16 protein-coding genes are annotated in these 21,382 nt (G+C 40.2%); 5 read left to right on the top strand and 11 right to left on the bottom strand.

Annotated elements, in window-relative coordinates:
* Nucleotides 1–90: 90 nt before the first annotated feature.
* Genes BTO21_RS16160 through agaR form a run of 6 tightly spaced genes read right to left on the bottom strand, consistent with a single transcriptional unit; the run spans nucleotide 91 to nucleotide 5,608 of the window.
* The gene (locus BTO21_RS16160; protein ID WP_045028248.1) at nucleotides 91–984 is read right to left on the bottom strand and encodes a PTS system mannose/fructose/sorbose family transporter subunit IID; all 894 of its coding nucleotides are present in this window, start codon (nucleotides 982–984) and stop codon (nucleotides 91–93) included.
* Complete coding sequence (agaW, locus tag BTO21_RS16165; RefSeq protein ID WP_045028246.1) at nucleotides 974–1,744, bottom strand: PTS N-acetylgalactosamine transporter subunit IIC; 771 nt, start codon at nucleotides 1,742–1,744, stop codon at nucleotides 974–976. Before agaW ends, BTO21_RS16160 begins: the two co-directional genes overlap by 11 nt.
* A gap of 44 nt (nucleotides 1,745–1,788) precedes the next feature.
* The gene (gene agaV / locus BTO21_RS16170) at nucleotides 1,789–2,289 is read right to left on the bottom strand and encodes a PTS N-acetylgalactosamine transporter subunit IIB (RefSeq protein WP_045028244.1); all 501 of its coding nucleotides are present in this window, start codon (nucleotides 2,287–2,289) and stop codon (nucleotides 1,789–1,791) included.
* Between the two features lie 29 nt (nucleotides 2,290–2,318).
* On the bottom strand, nucleotides 2,319–3,482 hold the full coding sequence (locus tag BTO21_RS16175) for an SIS domain-containing protein (protein WP_045028243.1): 1,164 nt from the start codon (nucleotides 3,480–3,482) through the stop codon (nucleotides 2,319–2,321).
* A gap of 4 nt (nucleotides 3,483–3,486) precedes the next feature.
* Nucleotides 3,487–4,782: a tagatose-bisphosphate aldolase subunit KbaZ gene (gene kbaZ / locus BTO21_RS16180; RefSeq protein WP_045028241.1), complete on the bottom strand. Its 1,296-nt coding sequence runs from the start codon at nucleotides 4,780–4,782 to the stop codon at nucleotides 3,487–3,489.
* Nucleotides 4,783–4,831: 49 nt separating this feature from the next.
* A complete protein-coding gene (agaR, locus tag BTO21_RS16185) occupies nucleotides 4,832–5,608 on the bottom strand; it encodes a transcriptional repressor AgaR (RefSeq protein ID WP_105026911.1) in 777 nt (258 codons plus the stop codon).
* A 394-nt stretch (nucleotides 5,609–6,002) separates the two neighbouring features.
* Here agaR and BTO21_RS16190 point away from each other — a divergent pair, with 394 nt between their 5' ends.
* Together BTO21_RS16190 and BTO21_RS16195 are read left to right on the top strand one after the other, a co-directional pair.
* Nucleotides 6,003–7,568: a sulfatase family protein gene (locus BTO21_RS16190; RefSeq protein ID WP_045028240.1), complete on the top strand. Its 1,566-nt coding sequence runs from the start codon at nucleotides 6,003–6,005 to the stop codon at nucleotides 7,566–7,568.
* A 122-nt stretch (nucleotides 7,569–7,690) separates the two neighbouring features.
* Nucleotides 7,691–8,419 carry an oligogalacturonate-specific porin KdgM family protein gene (locus BTO21_RS16195; protein ID WP_045028238.1) on the top strand — a complete coding sequence of 243 codons (729 nt, stop codon included), beginning with the start codon at nucleotides 7,691–7,693 and terminating at the stop codon, nucleotides 8,417–8,419.
* Nucleotides 8,420–8,517: 98 nt separating this feature from the next.
* Here BTO21_RS16195 and BTO21_RS16200 read toward each other — a convergent pair whose 3' ends face one another.
* Nucleotides 8,518–9,432 (bottom strand): DUF808 domain-containing protein, encoded by a 915-nt coding sequence (locus tag BTO21_RS16200; RefSeq protein WP_045028237.1) that lies wholly within the window; start codon nucleotides 9,430–9,432, stop codon nucleotides 8,518–8,520.
* 778 nt (nucleotides 9,433–10,210) lie between these two features.
* Between BTO21_RS16200 and speA the strand changes: the two genes are divergently transcribed.
* Together speA and speB are read left to right on the top strand one after the other, a co-directional pair.
* On the top strand, nucleotides 10,211–12,130 hold the full coding sequence (speA, locus tag BTO21_RS16205) for a biosynthetic arginine decarboxylase (protein WP_045028235.1): 1,920 nt from the start codon (nucleotides 10,211–10,213) through the stop codon (nucleotides 12,128–12,130).
* Between the two features lie 108 nt (nucleotides 12,131–12,238).
* Complete coding sequence (gene speB, locus BTO21_RS16210) at nucleotides 12,239–13,156, top strand: agmatinase (protein WP_045028233.1); 918 nt, start codon at nucleotides 12,239–12,241, stop codon at nucleotides 13,154–13,156.
* Between the two features lie 114 nt (nucleotides 13,157–13,270).
* On the opposite strand, the gene BTO21_RS16215 is transcribed toward speB, so the two are convergent.
* Both BTO21_RS16215 and eptA read right to left on the bottom strand, forming a co-directional pair.
* Entirely contained in the window at nucleotides 13,271–13,630 is a 360-nt protein-coding gene (locus tag BTO21_RS16215; protein ID WP_045028231.1) for a diacylglycerol kinase, read from the bottom strand.
* Nucleotides 13,631–13,778: 148 nt separating this feature from the next.
* A complete protein-coding gene (eptA, locus tag BTO21_RS16220) occupies nucleotides 13,779–15,386 on the bottom strand; it encodes a phosphoethanolamine transferase EptA (protein WP_045028228.1) in 1,608 nt (535 codons plus the stop codon).
* Between the two features lie 208 nt (nucleotides 15,387–15,594).
* On the opposite strand from eptA, the gene BTO21_RS16225 reads away from it, so the two are divergent.
* Nucleotides 15,595–16,002, top strand: coding sequence for an NUDIX hydrolase (locus tag BTO21_RS16225; protein WP_045028226.1), 408 nt, complete (start codon nucleotides 15,595–15,597; stop codon nucleotides 16,000–16,002).
* Nucleotides 16,003–16,137: 135 nt separating this feature from the next.
* Here BTO21_RS16225 and ygjK read toward each other — a convergent pair whose 3' ends face one another.
* Nucleotides 16,138–18,774, bottom strand: a complete 2,637-nt coding sequence (gene ygjK, locus BTO21_RS16230) for an alpha-glucosidase (protein WP_082056811.1) — start codon at nucleotides 18,772–18,774, stop codon at nucleotides 16,138–16,140.
* Nucleotides 18,775–19,347: 573 nt separating this feature from the next.
* Nucleotides 19,348–21,138 carry a cation:proton antiporter gene (locus BTO21_RS16235; protein WP_045028224.1) on the bottom strand — a complete coding sequence of 597 codons (1,791 nt, stop codon included), beginning with the start codon at nucleotides 21,136–21,138 and terminating at the stop codon, nucleotides 19,348–19,350.
* Nucleotides 21,139–21,382 lie beyond the last annotated feature (244 nt).

Consider the following 21,382-nt stretch of genomic DNA (forward strand, 5'->3'; position numbering starts at 1 on the left):
TGAAAATAAGGGGGAGCAATGTTCCCCCTTGATATTATTGATAGTGACAACCATCGCTATGAAACAATGGCTTTGTTACAAAAAACTTTATTACAAAACACCCATCATGTGACCAACAACACCTGCCGCTAGTGTGCTGAAAATCAACACTGGAGGCTTAGCCCAGAATCCTGTGCCTTTCACCATTTTGAGCATGAAGAACACCAACATCAGCGGCAGAATATTCGGCATCACCTTGTCAAATAATGCGGTTTGCAAGTCCACCACCTTGCCCCCCAGTTCGAGACTGAGGGTGGTCTGCACCTTAATAAAGGTCGCGGAGAGCGCACCAATCACAAAGATACCCATAATATTGGCGGCTTTTGCCAGTTTCTCGGTTGAATCACTCATGTTAACCATCGCGGCAGTACCCGCTTTGTAGCCCATGAACATCAAACCAAAGTAAACCGCAAAGTGAACAATTTGGTACAAGAAGAAGAATACAAATGGACCTGCAATAGAGCCTTCCATTGCAATTGACGCACCTAACGCAAGCGTTAATGGCATCAATGTCATGTGGTCGATAGCGTCACCGATACCACCTGTTGGTCCCATACCCGCCACTTTCATTACGTTAACCGTTGATGGCTTTTCTTTGTTCTCTTCCATCGCAATCGCTGTACCTAATAAGAAGGTAAACAGCTTAGGTGAGGCATTGAAAAACTGTAGATGGTTCTTTAATGCTTTCGCCAAATCCGCTTTGTTATCGCCATGAATTTTTTTCAGCGCTGGAATAATTGAGTAAGCAAAACCACCCGCCTGCATACGTTCGAAGTTAAAGTTACCTTCCATGAATAAACCACGGATTGCACACATCCATAGGTCTTTCTTGGTGATCACTTTATTTGGCGTGGTATCTTCATATGCATCGATATCATCAATCAAATTTACATGTTCTTGCGTGTTTTTATCGCGAAATGTTCCCGCTGTGATATCAGATGCCATCGTCAAATTCCCCAGGTTGGTTATTAGAGCCGCCGTTGTTTGAACCGCTAAAGAAGTAGTACAGTGCTGCAATTGAGGCGCCGATAATTGCGACAGCCATAATTGGTAGTTTTAAATAGGTCGTCATTACGAAGCCAATGAAGAACACACCTGCCACTTCTTTTGACCACATGATTTTCAACAACATTGCGAAACCAATCGCAGGAACCATCTTGGCACCAATACCTAAACCTGTTAGGAGTGCTTTCGGTGCATTTTCATCAATCCAAGTTGCCGCATGTTCGCCAAAGTAAACCGTCACAAAGGCAATCACGGCATATAACATCGCACGCAATAAAATGGTGATTATTAATAATTTGTCTATGCCTGCAGAGTCACCACGTTCAGCAAAGCGATCCGCTTTACCCATAGTGAATGATGTCATTGCGAAGAAACCGATAACCAACATCTGCATCATTACTGCAATCGGCATACCTACGCCCATTGCAACTTCTGCTGATTGACCCGTCATCACTGCAAACGCAACCGCAGCAATCGTACCCATCGTTACATCTGGTGGCTGAGCACCTGCGTTAGGCACTAAACCTAACCAAGCAAGTTCTAAGGTTGCACCTGCAATCAAACCAATTTGCATATCACCCATTATCAAGCCCACCACAGGACCCGTAATAAGTGGACGGTGGATATTCAATGCAACATCGTATTTATCGATACCACAGAAGAATGCCCAAACCGCTACTAACGCAGCTTCTAAAAACATGATCTATTCCTTTTTACACGTTTGGAGTAAGGCTAACGGTATGATTACGCCGCGCTTTTAGCCAGTTCAAGTACATCAATGGGTTTTTGATCTGGGGTGTTTTGAATCGTACAAGTCACCCCTTTAGCAACGATACGTTCGAAAGCATTAATATCTTTATCATCAACAGAAACGGTTTTATTAATCTGACGCTTACCTTCGTGGTAATGCATATTACCAACGTTGCAATGGGTAATTGGCACCCCTCCTTCCACTAAACGTGCAATATCGGTTGGGTTATTACACAGCACAAAAATCTTTTGTTGTGGTGAAGCTTTACCAATCACATCAATTGTTTTTTGAATTGAGAAGAAACGTACTGCGTACTCCCCTCCCGCTGATGCTTTCATACCTGCTTGCATAAAAGCCGCATTTGGACCTTCAGCTGCATCATCATTAGCCACTAAAATAAGGTTAGCGCCTGAATGTTTACCCCAAGTAATACGAATTTGACCATGTAACAAACGTTCATCAATTCGTGTCCATACAATGTTTGGCGTTGTCATGATTGTTCTACCTTGCGTAATTATTTCAATTAATTAGATAAATCGTGAATAGTAACTCCTTGTACTACACGGTTAACTTCACCAGTAGGACATGGGTTATCCGGTGTATTCCCTAGCGCAACTGCACGATGGAAAGAGTACATTTGCGCATACAGCATATAAGGGAACAATAATTCAATATCCGTCGCTGCTTCCATGCTAGGAATGCGAATAACATCAGCACGAGTTTCAATCTCATCCGCTTGTGCTGTAATCGCTACCACTCGAGCAGCAATATCATCGCGACAAATTTCAGCTAACAGATCAAGGTCATATTGACGGGTATATGGGTCATTACTAATAAACACCACAATCATAGTGCTTTGATTAACAATGGATTTTGGCCCATGGCGGAATCCTAATGGAGAGTCGTAAGTTGCTACAACTTTACCTGCAGTTAGCTCAAGTAATTTCAATGCAGATTCTTGGGCTAAACCTTGTAAACCACCACTGCCTAAATAAATAACCCGTTCTAGTGCCTGAGCAGCAGTATCCTTTATTTGAGTGTTTAAATCTTTGATCAAACCCACAGAACACTTACAAATGCTTTCGATTTCTTTCGTGTAATCGCTTCCATACATTAAAACCGAAAAAGCTGCTACCATCATTGATGAAAAACTTGATGTCATGGCAAAAGATTGGTCATTGGTTTCCGCAGGCATTAGAAATGCAAGTGATTGCTTATCATTACTGCAACACTTATATAACTTTCCATCAGCATTACAGGTCAACACTAAGTGGAAGCACTGAGTTAATGTTTGATTAGCAAGCTCAACCGCAGCCACACTTTCAGGGCTATTACCAGAGCGCGCAAATGACACTAATAACGTTGGAATATTTTCAGCGAAACATTGGCGAGGGTTTGACACAATATCAGTGGTTGAAATAGCATCCACACAACGCTGTAAACGCTGAGATAAACCTAACGCTAATGAACGTCCAGCAAACGCTGATGTCCCTGCGCCTGTTAACACAATACGTAGATTTTTATGGCTATATACATCATCCATAAAGGTTTTTATTTGATCATTACATTCATGAATAATCGCGGCTGTTTGCGCCCAACAATCAGGTTGTTGATTAATTTCTTTCGCTGTCCAATAACCAGATAAACGCTGTAATTCTGCTTCTGAATAACCTAAATACTGTTGCATGTGTTTAAACCTCTACGATTGATTTTTCAGTACATGCTTGAGAATAAGCACGTAAAACTTGACGAATAGTGTCTATTACCAATGCCTTAGGATCTGACGATATCAAACCTTCACGCAGGTGTTGGAATTGTTGTGGCATATATTGGCTAATAAGGGGCAATGGAATATCCACCCCTGATAAATTTCTAAATAACGTTGCTTGGGCTTGATTAATAACGCTATCAGGCCAGTAATAACGCATGCGGTCACTAAAACTGAAGCAGCGTGAAAAACGTTGTTCAGATTCATTACCGTGATAATATTTTTGCCAATGCTGTGGGGCTTCACACATTTGTGCTTCAATGCGTTCTCTTAAATTTGAGCAATACGCTTTAGGAATTATTTCCGCTTCAATTTCACATAAATTAAACAGTGCTTCACGCATCGCAAATGTCAGTGCAGGGCCGACTTTCAAAATAGCAAAATGATCCCGTACTAATTGACGGTAAGCTGCATGGGTTTGATAGTCAGTAGAATGTGCTTCAAACACCATATGAGGAAAATGATCAACCACACCACTTAACGTATTAGCTTTTTCTGAGCAATAATCAATGATGCCGGTATGATCAAACTCAACCCCTGGTTGCACCACAAGACCAATTACACGCGTCCAACAATCGCCAATATTCTCAGCTTCAAAAGCACAACGATGGGTTTCGATTGTTTTCATTGCGGCTTGTGGGGAAGTCACTTCAATAGTATTTAATGTTTCAGCAGCACCGCCTGGGACAGGAACTTCAGTCCCAATGACATACACTAAATCACTGTAGCCAAAGGTTGCTATCGCTGTTTTTTCAGCAATAGCTCCTAAACGTGCAGCACGTTTGGCAACAATGTCATCAGATAATGGGATAGGATCATCAGCACAAGACATACTACAATCGAGGTGAATTTTTTTAAAACCAGCAGCAACATAAGCCGCAATTAATTCATCGGCATTCAACATCGCAGCTTCAGCGGGTAGATGTTGCCAACGATTAGGGCCTAAATGATCGCCACCAAGAATAAGATTGTCGGTAGGAAATTTGAATTGTTCAGCCATTGCTAATACAAAGTGACGAAAATCAACGGGTGTCATTCCGGTGTAACCACCAAATTGATCAACTTGATTTGACGTCGCTTCGATTAATAAAACTGAGTTGTCGTCCAACGCCTGAGAAAATGCTGCTTCAATAACTAGCGGATGTGCAGAGCAAACAGCATAAATACCATTGTTGCCACCTGCTTTATGACGTTGAACGAGTGTTTGTAGGGTGTTCATTAATTAACTCCACAATCATAATCTGTGATGCGATTATGGAGTTAATCAGTCAGTGCTTTTTTTCGACAATAATAACTTCAACTTTCATTTCTCGAAGACCTACTAAATAGTCCTCAGGAATATCTGCATCTGTTACCAAGATATCAATATGCCCAAACTCACGGATCATGTGGCAGCTACGTTTACCAAATTTGGTCGAATCTGCCACAGCAATCACTTGTTCAGAAATTTCACACATTAAACGATTGAGGCTCGCCTCTTGTTCACTGTGTGTTGTGATACCTGCTCGCAAATCAAAACCATCAACGCCTAAAAACACCTTATCAAACCGATAGTTTTTTAGACCAGTTTCAGCTTGTGAGCCTGAAAAAGATAACGCCTCTTTACGAAGAACGCCACCTGACATTAACACTTCAACACCAGGTGCTGAAGCTAACTCCATTGCTACATCCAGACCATTGGTCATGACAACAACATTTTCCATGCTTTTTAAGCTGGCGGCGATTTCGCGGGTTGTTGTCCCAGAATCTAGAATAACGGTGTCACCATTATGAATAAGTTTGGCAGCGGCTTGGCCTAGGAGTGATTTAACTCCTGCGTTATGCCGACGCTTTTCATGAATCGTTAATTCTGCAATCACACCTGAGTTAGGAATCGCTGCGCCATGAGAGCGCACAACATAACCATTCTTTTCTAAAAAACTCAGATCACTGCGAATAGTGACACTTGATACATTAAATTTTTCAGCGAGATCTTCGACACGGGCTTTTCCTTCTAGATTCACCACGTTGACGATTTCCATTCGCCTTTCAATTGCACTTTTCACTTTTGTCTCCTTCTGAAATCAACCAAAATTGCTTTCACTTGATTTCGAAATAAGCTTACACCTAAAAAATAAAGCCACAATGCACAAGGATAAAACTTTTGATCTCTTTCACATTCTTTCGTTATCTTTCAATGATACTTATGCGAACTTGCGTAAGTCTTTATATCATACTAGAACGAAAGTAAATAAACCAAAGATTCATCCTTTGAATTTATAAAATAGCGCTAACTATCCATAATATTTACTGCAACAAAACAGGTAATTACATTATTTTACTTTCGATTTCTTTTATGTGATCGATTGCACAGCCAAAAAACTTTCATTAGCTTACGATCCGAAACAGTTCAAAGATTTATGCTCAGATAATATATTTTCAATTAATAAGGATTTGTTAATGTCTATATCGCGTAGAGGATTATTGAAAGGTATGGCTGCCAGTGGTGCCGTTGCTGCAACCTTATCTGCTGGCTATACCCAAGCAACAGCATCAACGGCAACCGCATCAACATTACGCTCAGAAAAATCATTAAAAAAACCAAATTTAGTCATCATCTTTCCTGATGAATTTCGCGCTCAAGCATTAGGTTTTATGCAGCAAGATCCATCAATGACGCCCAATCTTAATAAATTTGCGCGTCAAAGTGCGGTGTTACGTCAAGCGGTCTCTAATTTTCCGTTATGTACTCCTTTTCGCGGCATGTTAATGACCGGGCAATATCCTTATCGCAACGGCATTCAAGGTAATAGCCATACAGGTGTTGAAGGTCAATTTGGGGGGAAAGATTTCGGGATTGAACTGAAGAAAAACACCCTAACATGGTCTGATGTTCTAAAGAAACAAGGCTATAGCATGGGTTACATTGGTAAATGGCACCTTGATGCGCCACAAGCCCCTTTTGTGCCTAGCTACAATAACCCAGCAGAAGGACGGTACTGGAATGATTGGACAGCCCCAGATCGCCGCCATGGGTTTGATTTCTGGTATGCCTACGGTACTTACGATAAGCACATGACACCAATGTATTGGACCAATGATACTACCCGCGATAAACCGCTACGTATCAACCAATGGAGTCCTGAGCACGAAGCTGATATTGCGATTAAATATTTACGCAATGAAAACGGTCAGTATCGTAAGCAAGATCAGCCATTTACACTTGTAGTATCAATGAATCCGCCCCATTCACCTTATGATGAAGTACCACAAAAATATTTAGATCGCTTCAGCGGTAAAACATCACAACAATTAAATACCCGCCCCAATGTTAAATGGGATACCGCTTACCAAGAGGGCTATGGCCCACAATTCTTTAAAGAATATATGGCGATGGTTAACGGGGTTGATGAGCAGTTTGGACGCATTATCGATGAATTAGATCGCCTCAACCTTACCGAAGATACCTTAGTGGTGTTTTTCTCTGATCACGGTTGCTGTTTAGGATCTAACGGCCAACCGACTAAAAATGTTCATTATGAAGAAGCAATGCGTATTCCAATGATTTTCCGCTGGCCGGGAAAATTGAATCCACAACAAAACGACCTCTTGTTCTCTGCTCCTGATATTTACCCAACCATGCTGGGTTTAATGGGGATGGAAGATCTAATCCCAGATACTGTTGAAGGCACTAATTTTTCCAATACGCTACGAGGCATTGAGGGTGACATTCAACCAACATCACAATTTTATACCTTCATGCCATATGGCGGTCAGTCATATGGACGCCGCGGGATCCGTTCTCAACGTTATACCTTAATGATTGATAGAAAAATTGGTAAGCCACTGACTTATGTGTTGCACGACAATCAAATTGATCCTTATCAGATGGACAATATTGCTGCCGGCAACCCAATGCTTATCGACACATTAATCACTGAAGAATTAATCCCATGGCTTGAGCATACCGGAGATCCTTGGCGACCAACGACAGTACCGGCTCACAGTGCCAATGCTTATTTGTAATATTCAATAACACCATTATCGCAACACCATTAGCTACGGCACTTAGCTGTAACAATAACAATTAACGCTTGCTCTTGGTGATAGAGCAAGTGCAAAAAACTCATTATAATTAAGGACAATCAATGAACACTATTACTAAAGTAATCCTTGCGACCACCCTTTTTTCTGCAACAAGTTTTAGCTATGCCAATGATTACAAAACGACGATTGAATATCGTCATGAATACCGCGACGGCACCAACCGCCATGGCGATCGTATTAAAGCGTTTTTAGATACTGGTAAGAATATTGGTTTTGAATTAGACGCGCGTTATAACAATGACCAGCAAAATACCATGTTTGATGGCATGACAATGAATGGTTCTGAATTCGCCGCATTTTACTATAAGAAATTGACTGACAATATCATGGGTATTGGTGGTCTTTCGCTTGATTTCACGCCTGATGGACTCGTGTATGTACCTTACGCGCGTTTAAACTACCGTTTTGATAACGGCATTCGTTTACAAGGTCGTTATAAGTGGAAATTCTGGGACTACAATCAGCAAAATATCAATAAAGAAAACTATGTATCTAAAATTCAAGAAGTCGATTTCTGGTTAGGCTACAACACCAATAATTGGGACTACCAATATGAATTCCAAATTTGGAAAGAAATGGAAGGTAATGCACTGCCACAATTCGATAATAAAGATACTAACTACCTGCATAACTTCCGTTTAATGTACACCTACAAAACAGCTGAAGGCACAATGTGGCGTCCATTCGTCGAGGTCGGTAATGTTAGCCAAAGTCGTTACACGGATAACCGTCAAACCCGTTACCGCATGGGTATTAAATATACTTGGTAATAATGATTAATTATCAATAAATAAAAAATGCCCGCCATACACTTATTACGAGTGCATGGTAGGCATTTTCATTTTTATACTTACTTTAATAATAAATATTAGTGTGCTGACTTACCGCGTATTTTATTAATTAATGTAATAACTACCAGCACCGCTATTCCTGCAACGATACCGACAATGCCATTCAATAACGGTGGCACAATAGAATGAGCACCAGGAAAAGAAACTAACTGTGCGGCATGTTCAACCACACCATGCAACGGTGGGATGCTGTGTACCACAATACCGCCCCCGACTAAAAACATCGCGATAGTGCCAACCACTGCTAATGTTTTCATTAAATAAGGTGCAACATTGACCAATAATGATCCAAAACTGCGTTTTAAACCGGCACCTTTACTATGATTGACAAGATATAAGCCCGCATCATCAAGTTTAACAATACCAGCAACAACGCCATAAACCCCTGCAGTCATGACAATCGCAATTAAACTTACCACAATCGCTTGGGTTAAAAATGGGTGGTTTTGTACGGTACCTAACGCAATCACAATAATTTCAGCCGATAAAACAAAGTCGGTTCTTACTGCCCCTTTTATTTTTTCACGTTCATAGGCGACTAAATCAACCTCTTCAGTTAATCGCTGTTCAGTCTCGTGTTGAGCATCAACATCATGATGAAATAATTTTTCAGCAATTTTTTCTACGCCTTCAAAACAGAGAAATAAACCACCCAGTAATAACATCGGCATAATTAACCATGGTGCAACAGCACTGATTAATAATGCCGCAGGCACTAATATTAATTTATTTTTAAAAGAGCCTTTGGCTACTCCCCATACCACCGGTAATTCACGTTCTGCACGTACTCCCGATACTTGTTGAGCATTTAGTGCTAAATCATCACCCAATACACCTGCAGTTTTACGTGCTGCCACTTTGGTCATTAATGCAACATCATCAAGTACGGTTGCTATATCATCAAGCAATGTTAATAAACTTGCACCTGCCACAGACTACTCCTCACAATAAGAACTAATACGTTCCTAAATTAATAATTTCATATTTACAACTACATTAAATAGCTCAAATACATTATTTATACCTACGTATTATAATTAACCATTTCTTACTTTGTTTGCTTTTTCAATAACAAATCTTATTTTTACATTTGTTATTTTAATCATTTAGTGGCTAATTAGTTAAATATCATTATTACTAGATACGCAGTTATAATGCTTACTCTGTTAATGTTTATCCTTATCTTTAATCGTAACAATTATATTTAATCATAACGACAAATCTTTTTTGTTTGCGCTAAAAACAATTCAATTGTCTAATCGCAGCGCACCCAATTATTGGTTTGAGGTGTAGACTGAGATTGCATCGGGCATTCTTATTCCCTGTCATACTGTGCTTGTTGTAATAGCACTACCTTTAAGGGTAATGACAATGAAAACTCTCGCCGCATTATACTCGAGGGCTTTTTTTAGCCTCAATAAAGTATGCGACAACGCAGCAACTAAAGCCAAACCTCACCTACCAAGAAGAACACTACGTTTGTTCATGACTTGTAATGATGATGCCAGTTCAGGTAGTCCCAGTAGCTTGTAATTGAAAATGCTATAACGCCGACAGCGGCACAACTAGATTTCAATAACACGTACTTTTATTCTGACCATTATCGCGTCAGTCGCCATACTATTTTCGATATTTACTGCAGCCGCGCAGGGATGTTATGCATCTGTATTTTACAGGCTGGAGTATTTTCGCTCAGGAAGAGATTAAACAATGAGTGATTGGACAATTAATAATGCCCGTGACGTTTATAATACACCTTACTGGGGTCAAGGCTATTTTGATATAGCGCAAGACGGTTCAGTTGTTGCCCGTCCCGATGTCAATAACCCGACCAATACCGTTGGATTATCCCAACTTGCCGATGAATTGATTGCTGCAGGGGCATCATTGCCAGTATTGGTACGCTTTCCTGATATTCTTCACCACCGTGTTGATAGCTTATGCAGTGTGTTTAACCATGCTATCGAAAATTACGGTTACCAAGGTGATTATCTCGCGGTCTACCCAATCAAAGTTAACCAGCAACAAGAAGTGGTTAGTGAGATATTAAAAAGCCAATATGCTAAGCAACAACGTCAATTAGGCTTAGAAGCTGGCAGTAAACCCGAACTGATGGCTGTGCTTGCCATGGCACAAGAAGCAAGCTCAGTGATTGTCTGTAACGGTTATAAAGATAGAGAATATATTCGCCTAGCATTAATTGGTGAAAAATTGGGTCACGAAGTGTATATCGTGCTGGAAAAACTCTCTGAGCTAAAAATCATCTTACAAGAAGCGGCTGAACTTGGCGTGACACCACGCTTAGGATTACGCGCTCGCCTCGCCTCTCAGGGTAAGGGTAAATGGCAAGCCAGTGGCGGTGAAAAATCTAAATTTGGTTTATCTGCCTCACAAGTGCTAACGGTAGTCGAAGAATTACGTCAGCGTGACATGCTTGATTGCTTACAGTTATTGCATTTTCACTTAGGCTCACAAATTGCCAATATTCGTGATGTACGTAATGGTGTTGGTGAAGCCGGCCGTGTTTATGCTGAACTTAAAAAACTGGGTGCAGGCATTACTACTGTTGATGTGGGTGGCGGTTTAGCGGTTGATTACGAAGGCACACGTAGCCAAAGCAGCTGTTCTATGAACTACAGCATCAATGAATATGCCAATAATGTGGTTTATGTTTTAGGTGATATTTGTAAAGAATACTCAATGCCTATGCCGCGCATTATTTCAGAATCAGGCCGTAACTTAACCGCTCATCACGCTGTATTAATTACGGATGTTGTGGGCGTGGAAAGTTATAAAGTAGAAACTATCACTGCACCCGCTGAGAATGCACCGAATATTTTGCATAACATGTGGCGTTCTTGGAAAGAGCTAACTGAACATACCGATCATCGGTCATTGGTTGAGCTTTACCACGATAACCAAAGTGATTTAGCCGAAGTTCACGCCTTATTTGCGGTTGGGATGATCAGCTTTATTGATAGAGCATGGGCAGAACAAGTCAGCTTACGATTATGCCATGAACTAGAAACAAAATTATCAACTAAAAATCGCGCTCACCGCCCGTTATTAGATGAGTTGCACGAACGTCTGGCTGATAAGTTTTTTGTCAATTTTTCATTGTTTCAGTCATTACCCGATGCATGGGGTATTGATCAGGTGTTCCCTATTCTGCCATTGAGCAATTTAGATAAAGCCCCTGAGCGTCGCGCTATTATTTTAGATATCACCTGTGATTCAGATGGTGCTATTGATCAATATGTTGAGAATCAAGGCATAGAAAGCACGCTGCCCGTTCCGATGTGGAGTGATGAGCAACCGTACCGTATCGGTTTCTTTATGGTCGGTGCTTACCAAGAAATTTTAGGCGATATGCATAATTTATTTGGTGATACCGATACCGCGGTTGTGCGCTGTACTGCTGACGGCGGTTATCACATCGAAAATATTGATCGTGGGGATAACGTGGGTGATGTGTTGCGTTATGTACACTTAGATTCCAATGAATTTTTACATCAATATCAGTTAATGGCAGAGCAACACCTTGCAGAAAATGAACGTGAGAGTATTCTCAAAGAACTAGCTGATGGGCTTGAAGGGTATACCTACCTAGAAGATGTTCGCGCAATTTAAGACTAATAAATTAGTCTCCCTATTTTAGAACTTCCTATCACTACCATAAAAGCAGTGATAGGACTTTTAGTGGGCCTTTGCCCTACAATATTGTTGTTGGAGAACCCCATGACAACACTAGCTAATTACCCAGATTATTCTTTATACGCCAATGCCTTTGGCTTTTTACGTCAACCGTTAAACTTCTCACCAATGGAGTCAGACGCTGATGTTATTATTACTGGGGTGCCATTTGATATGGCAACGACGGGCCGTTCAGGCAGTCGTATGGGTCCTGGGGCTATTCGCCAAATCTCAACCAATCTTGCGTGGGAAGGTAAACGTTGGCCGTGGGATTTTAGCCTTTTAAAATCAATCAAAATCGCTGATTGTGGTGATTTAGTGTTTGATTGTGGTGATGCGGGTCAAATGTGTGAACGCTTAGAAGCGCATGCAACAGGTTTATTAGAACAAGGGAAAACTCTGCTTACTTTTGGTGGTGATCACTTCGTTACGCTACCGTTATTACGCGCCCATGCAAAAAAATTCGGTAAAATGGCACTCATTCACTTTGATGCTCATACTGACACTTACGATCAAGGCAGTAAATTTGATCACGGTACAATGTTCTATCATGCGCCGAAAGAAGGTTTAATTGACCCGACGCATTCAGTACAAATTGGTATTCGTACTGAACATAGCGATAAATTAGGTTTTAATGTTATCTCTGCCGACACAGCGAATGATTGGAGTGTGGCACAGATTGTTGAAAACATTAAAGCGACGGTCGGTGATATGCCGGTTTACTTAACATTTGATATCGATTGTTTAGACCCTGCTTACGCGCCGGGTACAGGGACGCCTGTTTGTGGTGGTATCACCTCAGATAAAGCACTCAAAATCATTCGAGGCTTACAAGGCATTAATCTTATTGGTATGGATGTGGTTGAAGTTGCACCCGCTTATGATCATGCCGATATTACTGCGCTTGCAGCGGCGACGATTGCAACGGATTTATTGCACCTTTGGGCAACCCAGAAACTATAATTACCGTATGATAACAAAACTTACTATTTGTTAGCGGCACTAAAAAACGCCAGTATTTTCATCACTAAAAATACTGGCGTTAATTAACAACGTCTTACATTGCGATAATCATTATTACAAAAATAAGATACTGCCCCAAGTGATCACCACTAAAGCCAGCGCAACAAATACCGCAGCAGAGCCAATATCTTTAGCACGACCACTCAATTCATGGTGCTCAGGCCCGATACGATCAACCACCGCTTCAATAGCTGAATTAATCAACTCAACAATAACAACAATAAATAATGATCCAATCATCATTAATCGCTCAACTTTTGTCACTGGCATAAAAAATGAAACAATTGTCATCACAACTAATAAAATGCTTTCTTGACGAAAAGCAGCTTCATTAATCCATGCTGCTTTTAGCCCTTGCAGCGAATATCCAGTGGCATTAATAATGCGTTTTAAGCCCGTGGCACCAGGTTTCATGGTTTTCTCTCTGTATGATTTTAATTAATTAGTTAGTTAGTTAGTTAGTTAGTTTATGATTAGATCATACCTTTTAGGCAATGAAATAAAAGTAAAAGAGGACTTATACCATTAAAAGCCCTCTTTTATTTTTTATAACCTTATAATCTTACTGTCGACACTGAGCAAATATATCTAATTTAGGATCATAAACCTTGGTTTTAACGTCCATCATCCCCAATAAAGAATGAAATAAATTATCTTGTGAATAACCACCAGCAACAGCTTCACGCTGTAAACATTGGCGGTTTATATGTTGGCTGTGCTGATAAGCAGGCGATAGCCATAAAATCAATGGTACGGTTGTTTGCTCTTTTGGGGCAATTGAATACGGTAATCCATGCAAATAGACCCCATCTTCACCCAGTGATTCACCATGATCAGCCATATAAATCATCGCTGTATTCGCCTTATGATCATCACTTTTAAGCATATCAATCACACTACTTAAAATATGATCGGTGTATAAAATGGTATTGTCATACGTGTTAGTTACCTGCTCACGACTACATTCTTGTAAATTACTGGTATTACAGGTTGGCTTAAACACCTTAAATTTCGCGGGGTAACGATCGTTATAAGTCGGACCATGGCTACCGATAATATGCAGTACAATAAATGTATCTTGCTTCGCATCATCAATTTGAGCCTGTAAGTTTTTAAGCAACACCGCATCGTAACAGGTACCATCGTGACACAGTTTAGGATCCACATCAGCGTTAATGACAATATGCTTCACCCTATCGCAGACCCCTTTACAACCACTGTCATTATCTTTCCAAGAAACATCGATACCTGCTCGCTGCAAAATATCCACAGCGGTATCTTGATGACGAGCAGTTATAGCGTCATAGTTCGCTTTGGTCATTACTGAAAACATACACGGTAACGAAACAGCAGTGGCGGTTCCGCATGACTTAACATTTAAAAAACTAATCACATTCCGTTTTGCTAATTCAGGATTGGTATCACGATCATAACCATTTAACGAATAGTTCATAGAACGTGACGCTTCCCCAACTACCATGACTACCACATTATACTTATCGCCTTTATGGACATCTTTAGCGTCTATTCCTAGCTTGGTAAATGACATATTCGCTTCAATTAATTGATATTTTGCGTAGCGGAAAGAAGCTGAAATATAATTAGTAGGATTAATTAGTGCTTTAATTTCTGAGTGATTGCGCACCAATGAGGCGTAATCTTTATAATAACCAGCGGCAATCACCACAATAACCAGTACGGAGATTAAAATACTCACGCTGCGCGCAATTAACTCTCTTACCACAGAGCGATAAACAACCTTGATCCGCCACAATAGGGTGATCGGAATAATCGCAATGGCAACTATCCACACCATACCTGCAATAGAGAAATAACTTCCTGCTTCTGCTGGGTTAGTTTCAAATACATTTACAATCATCCCGTAGTCAAAATAGACCCCATAGCTATACATCGCATAGGTAACTAAACTTGAGATAAAGATCAGAATCGCAACTAATGGCCGCTGTAGCCATGGCCAAAGCAGTAAATTAAAAATAATATTAAGTGCGGCGATAATAAATAATGGGATCGTAGCAATAAAAATACCATTATTGGTGGTATTTTCAGCAAACAATTCACTTAAATGCTTCCACAAAGCGATGTTTTGAATTGCTGCAAAAAATACAGCAACTAATAATATATAAGAAGTACTCGTTAAGCGGAATTTCATTACACCGTATTCCTTAGTTAAAGATAAAGTAAACTTTAACCATCAATGACCTATAAGGGCTGATGATTATGCCTATGAACATATTCAATAGACATGGATCTATATAAATTGACCCGCAACACAAATGCAAACATAGATTGAAATAATGATAGTCACTTTTTTTATCTTTGCTGAAACTGTTACACTATTGACAGTAAAGGAGACTACTGTGAATACACCTCAATCTATTGATAAACTTGCTTGGCTTCATATTGAACAACGAAAACTGCTCGGCGCACGCTCATATGGAAAAACCGCTTATTATATTCCAGGGGGTAAACGAGATGCTGGCGAAACAGACACTCAAGCCTTAGTCCGTGAAATACAAGAAGAGCTATCGGTTGATCTTATTCCTACATCACTGTGCTATGCGGGCAGCTTTCAGGCTCAAGCCCATGGCAAAGCGGCTGGAACAATGGTTAAAATGACCTGTTACTATGCAGAATATAATGGTGATTTATTACCTGCATCTGAAATTGAAGAAATTCGATGGCTTACTAGTAGTGATACTGACATTAGCTCAAGTGCCACATTAATGATCTTAGCCCAATTAAAAGCGCAAGATTTAATTGACTAAAAAAACGCCAATACAAGGCTACACATTCAATAGAACAAGTAGATTTGCATTGGCGTGATTTTAAACGGGTACAAGGGGAAAAGTACCCGCTAACAGCGTTATAAACGATAGACTCAATAATCTATCGTTTCAAAACTATTTTAGAAAGTCATTATAAAGCATGTATAAATGTGCTGAACTCCAAGAGAAGTTATTGGCACCTTGTACTGCCCCTGTTTCTGGGTTGTAGTTCTCTTGGATTGGACGATCAAGGGTTAAACCTTCGGCATTTTTAAATAATTTATTAACCATCTCATTAGCTTGCTCGGTATAACCGTAATTCGCCATCCCTTTAACACCGAAGTAGAATTGATCAACCCACACCCGGCCACGCCAATAGATATCAGCACCATAAGCTGGGTTATCAGCTGCAGCTGTTCCTAACGGTACTGTGGTATTAAATTTGCTCGGGTCCATCATATTCTTAACCACTGCCGCTGCAGTAATACGATTAGCCGCGCCATTAAACAGTGGCGACCACCCTTCAGCGCCCATACCACGCTCAACAATCGGATTACCTGCACAGCCATTATTTAATGAGCGCGCTTGATTGGCATCGATATTAATGTCGTAGTAGAAACCAGTCTCGCGATCAAACATACATTGGTTGATATAATCTTTAGTTTCAGCAGCCTTAGCGGTAAAATCAGCCGCTTGTGCGTTGTAGCCCAAGACCGTCGCTATTTGTGCTAAATATGTATTATCGCTATACCAATATGATGCTTGGTCAACAGATTCTTGCATCAGTGAGTAACCAATAACCTCACCAGAAGCATCTTTGTTCTCACTAAATTTGACCTGCCAGTCTTTCTTAGCCTTATTCAGTAACTCATTATTAATAAGACTTTCATCAGTATATTTTACAACTGACTCGCCTTTACTGTTCTTGGTAATTGTTACTTTATTATTAAACTGATATTTTTCATTTGCATAGCGCCCAAGCTGATCAATTACTTTTGCTTGCTCAGAAGTAAGATCTATTACACCTTGTGCATCAGCAATGGTATCAATAAAGCCAAAGACAGCGGCGTCATCACGTCCTGATTCCCACGATGCTGCGGTTTGTGCAGGACTACTGATATCAACATAATTACCAGATTCTAATAACGCATTGTATTTATCAATCCCATAATCAACTTGCCATTCGGTATCACCTTCTAGCTTGTACTTATAAATAAGCAGGCCATCTTTAGTATGTTCCGGATCAACTGCTGCGCCGTACTCAGGGATACCATTTTGGTTAGTATCACGTGCTGTTAACCACCAATTATGATATTCCACCAGCTGAGGATACATTTCTTGTAGCCAAGCTTGTGCTTCATCGGCGCGGTTATATTTATCTTTGAGGGTTGTGTAAACTTCCCACACTGCCCACGACGCCAATGATGGTTTGGTATTACGCTCATTCCATGTTTGAGCATCATTAAATTCTGTTGAACCCAGTGCATTACCACGCTGCTCAGACATATTCATGCCAACCACATCAAGCAAATAACCCTTATCGTATGGACGTAACACGTCATCAGCTTTAACTTGATGCTCAAATACAGTGCGAATATTTGCCATCGCTAAATCAGGGTTAAAATGCGCCATTGCATACGCTTGTTTCCATGTATCCCACGGCCAGGTTAAGTTACCCGAGAACCAACGTGCAGTTACCGATGGTGTCACCGTATCATAACTCACCATACCAGCGGGGCTACGCCAGTTACCAGTTAGGGTTTCCATCGCTTTTACGGCAACACGCTCTTGTGCTGGGGTTGCATTTTTATTAACGAGGCCATTCGTTAGGTAATTTTCCCAACGGGTTGTGCTCGCGTTGATATAATGGATTGGATTAGCCAAAATATCTTTAACAATTGGCTGCTCTTGTTGCCATTCATTAGCGGTTAGCGTGTGAGTAAATACGGTATAAATAGTTTTAGCCGCAACAGTACCGATATTAGCGACTGATTGATATTCTAAGCCATTGACATGGGTCTCAGTGGTGATGCTACGCTGAATATTAAATGCCGAATCGCCACGAGTACGTACCCACCATGAATCACGCTCTGCACCAAATTGAAGCTCAATATTACCGTTATTATCAGCGGTCATATCACGCGTTAAATTCGGCAGCTTTTCAGCAACGGTTTCAGGATTTGCAACTCCATCTTTAGCATAATAGCCGTCAACCAGTTTACCATTCCAAACTAGCGCTATATCAGCACCAGTATCATTGCTAATCATGGTTTCAACAATCGAAGAACGTGAAGAAACAAACTGTAACTTCATTTCTACTGTAATACCGTCAGCGGTCATGGTTTGAATTAAAGCGCCAGGAATACTGTATGCGTTGGCTGTAAAATTAACAGGTTGACCATCTTTTAAAATCGAAAGCTTATCAAAGTACTCTGCAACCGAAGTGTTATATTCTTCAGCGATTGCCGTTACACCAAAACCGCCTTTATTCTCAGGATACGCTTTTAGATCCGGTAATAAATGCCCATGCCACGCACCATCATCGTGCAATGGCGTATAAGCCATATGATTACCCGCCCCCACCTCGGCTAAATGCAAAGGAGTTCCGGTGCGATCTAAAATATTTTCAAACTTAGCAGCAAGTTGTGGCTTTTGCTTCGTTTCACTGCTTGAATTGATATTATCATCATTATTACAACCCACAGTGAACATTAACGAGCTCACGGCAATCGCTAGTAAGGTTTTGTTTGCCAACATCTGTTGCTTGATCATTATAAAATCCCCCGATATTTAATGATGTGCTGTATCTTATTATTTTTTGTACAGCTATTTTTATTGTCAGAATACGACCAAGTACTCTGTGATTGCGGAGGATAATAAAGGTAAAAAAGATAAGTAAAATTGAGATAAATCACGTTTATTATTTTACTAAAACTACGTAAAAAACATATTCGTTACATTTAGAAACATTCACATCAAAATAATCAGATGTTACATGGAGGAATATCACATTATAACAATGCACTCTAAAAGGAATATATAAAACATCTATTGATAAATCTATAAAATAAAGAAAATCACACTTTTTTTCACAACACTCGATGTGATATTAATACCAAAACTTCATCGCTAAATAAAAAACAATGCGACTTTCTATCCAAAAATAAAAGATAGTGTCAAAAATAGCCCCTATGTAACTTTTGTAACTGCTTTTAGTGGGTAACGTAACGCTTAATTGTCGTTATTTTTAATCAAACCGTGAACTTCATCACGCGCTTATTGGGGATAAAAAAGCACCATCACGGTGCTTTTTGTATTTTAGTTAAGATTTACTGATTATCACCGTTAATCAGTTTCTTTCACTAACGCGATAATGGTCCACCCCGCTTTGGCTTCTACGGTTGAGGCCTCTGTAAATAGATGAATATTTTGCTTGAGATCGACACCAAACAACGGAATCAGTGATACACCTTTATATTGCTGATAATAATCATCAAGAGTGAAATTATCACTTAACTTAGTATGTTTAATTTCTGCGCCTTGATTAATTAAACTGGCCAATTCTTTATAGCTAATATCATCGCCAAAAAGTACCGCACTACTATGCGCTTGAGTCGCAGAATGTTTTTCTAAGCCACTATTATGACGACGACCATTTAAGCGAAAGATATTACGCGATCCAAAGTCAGTTTCGTAATGATTCGCGACGACCGCATTAAAATGTTTATCTGGCGTAAGTGCTAATAAATGCCCAACCCCAATTAAGTCTAAATATTCATCAGCATGACTAGAAACCGCATTACCATAATAAGTCTCTAAACCCGCCATTCGTGCTGCACGAATATAATCCCAGTTAGAATCGGTCATCACCACGCGACAGTCATATTTTTGAAGGGCAAGTCCAATTTGTCGAGCGACATCATTCGCACCAACCACTAAAAAGCCTTTCGGTGACGGTTCGGCAACCCCTAATAATCGAGCAATAGGACGCGCACTTAAACTTTGTAATACCACCGTACCGATAATCACCATAAAGGTCAGCGGAACTAATAATTGCGCGCCAGCAACACCATCATCTATTAATTTAAGCGCAAATAATGCTGAAATTGCCGCGGCCACAATACCTCTTGGCGCGACCCAAGCTAAAAATAACTTTTCCTTAAACGCTAACTGACTAAACATCGTTGAGATAAAAATAGAAGCAGGTCGAGCCACTAATTGAATAACCACAAATAAGGTAATAGCTCCCCACCCTAATGCATGGAAATCAGCCAATTGAATACGGGATGCTAGAATTAAAAATAAGCCTGAAATTAATAAAATAGTCAGGTTTTCTTTAAAATGAAGAATATGACGAATATCGACATCTTTTGCATTCGCTAGCCACATCCCCATCACCGTTACTGCTAATAATCCGGCTTCAGATTCAAGTGCATTCGATCCTGCAAACACACCGAGTACAACGACTAACACTGCAAAGGGTTGTAAATATTCAGGTATAAGGTGATTACGTAGCACATAAGCAATCAGCCACCCAGCAACAGCACCAATCACTAACCCTACTAATAGCATTAAGCCAAACACTTCTAAGCTGTGCATTTTACTGCTAGACACAATAAACTCATACACGATCACCACAAAGATAGCCCCAATCGGATCGATCAGAATCCCTTCCCAGCGCAAAATATTGGCAAGTTTTGCTTGTGGTCTTACGGTGCGTAATAACGGCACGATCACCGTAGGCCCTGTCACAACGGTCATCGAACCAAATAAGAACGCCAATGACCAGCTAAAATCTAATAAATAATGGGTGGCAACACTGGTAATAATCCACGTAATAATGGCACCAATAGTGACAATACTTTTAACGTTTTTCCGCACCGTTTTTATTTCAGCAAAGTTAAGCGTTAAACTACCTTCAAATAAAATCACCGCTACAGCTAATGAAATCAGCGGAAACAATAAATCACCAAACAGGATATTCGGATTAAAGATACCGGCAACAGGACCAATAACTAAGCCTGCAATCAACAATAATAAAATCGCGGGTAATTTCATACGCCATGCAAGCCATTGACATCCAAGACCTAATACTCCAAGGCCTGCAATCGTCAATCCAATCAATTCTTGATGCATAGATGGATACTCTTGTTAAAATATAAGACAGATAGCAACACGATGTCATTACCTTAAATCATTCACTTAATAATGCTCATTTATATACGAAACAGGTACATTTAACACTGTAAAGTTACAATCATTCTACAAAATAACCCTGTTAGCGATATCAAATACAACACTAAAAAACTCTGGTTGAATACGGTCATCACCATATTACAGTGACAAAAAAGCCGATGGGGCGCTGTAAAGCACACCATCG

The sequence above is a fragment of the Photobacterium phosphoreum genome (assembly GCF_002954725.1).
In the GTDB taxonomy this organism is placed as follows: Bacteria; Pseudomonadota; Gammaproteobacteria; order Enterobacterales; family Vibrionaceae; genus Photobacterium; species Photobacterium phosphoreum.

Coding starts and splice junctions, on each gene's coding strand:
- ygjK (WP_082056811.1), bottom strand. CDS start 18,774: ATGATCAAGCAACAGATGTTGGCAAACAAAACCTTACTAGCGATTGCC.
- BTO21_RS16195 (WP_045028238.1), top strand. CDS start 7,691: ATGAACACTATTACTAAAGTAATCCTTGCGACCACCCTTTTTTCTGCA.
- agaV (WP_045028244.1), bottom strand. CDS start 2,289: ATGACAACGCCAAACATTGTATGGACACGAATTGATGAACGTTTGTTA.
- speB (WP_045028233.1), top strand. CDS start 12,239: ATGACAACACTAGCTAATTACCCAGATTATTCTTTATACGCCAATGCC.
- agaW (WP_045028246.1), bottom strand. CDS start 1,744: ATGTTTTTAGAAGCTGCGTTAGTAGCGGTTTGGGCATTCTTCTGTGGT.
- BTO21_RS16175 (WP_045028243.1), bottom strand. CDS start 3,482: ATGCAACAGTATTTAGGTTATTCAGAAGCAGAATTACAGCGTTTATCT.
- BTO21_RS16190 (WP_045028240.1), top strand. CDS start 6,003: ATGTCTATATCGCGTAGAGGATTATTGAAAGGTATGGCTGCCAGTGGT.
- speA (WP_045028235.1), top strand. CDS start 10,211: ATGAGTGATTGGACAATTAATAATGCCCGTGACGTTTATAATACACCT.
- BTO21_RS16160 (WP_045028248.1), bottom strand. CDS start 984: ATGGCATCTGATATCACAGCGGGAACATTTCGCGATAAAAACACGCAA.
- eptA (WP_045028228.1), bottom strand. CDS start 15,386: ATGAAATTCCGCTTAACGAGTACTTCTTATATATTATTAGTTGCTGTA.
- BTO21_RS16215 (WP_045028231.1), bottom strand. CDS start 13,630: ATGAAACCTGGTGCCACGGGCTTAAAACGCATTATTAATGCCACTGGA.
- kbaZ (WP_045028241.1), bottom strand. CDS start 4,782: ATGAACACCCTACAAACACTCGTTCAACGTCATAAAGCAGGTGGCAAC.
- BTO21_RS16235 (WP_045028224.1), bottom strand. CDS start 21,138: ATGCATCAAGAATTGATTGGATTGACGATTGCAGGCCTTGGAGTATTA.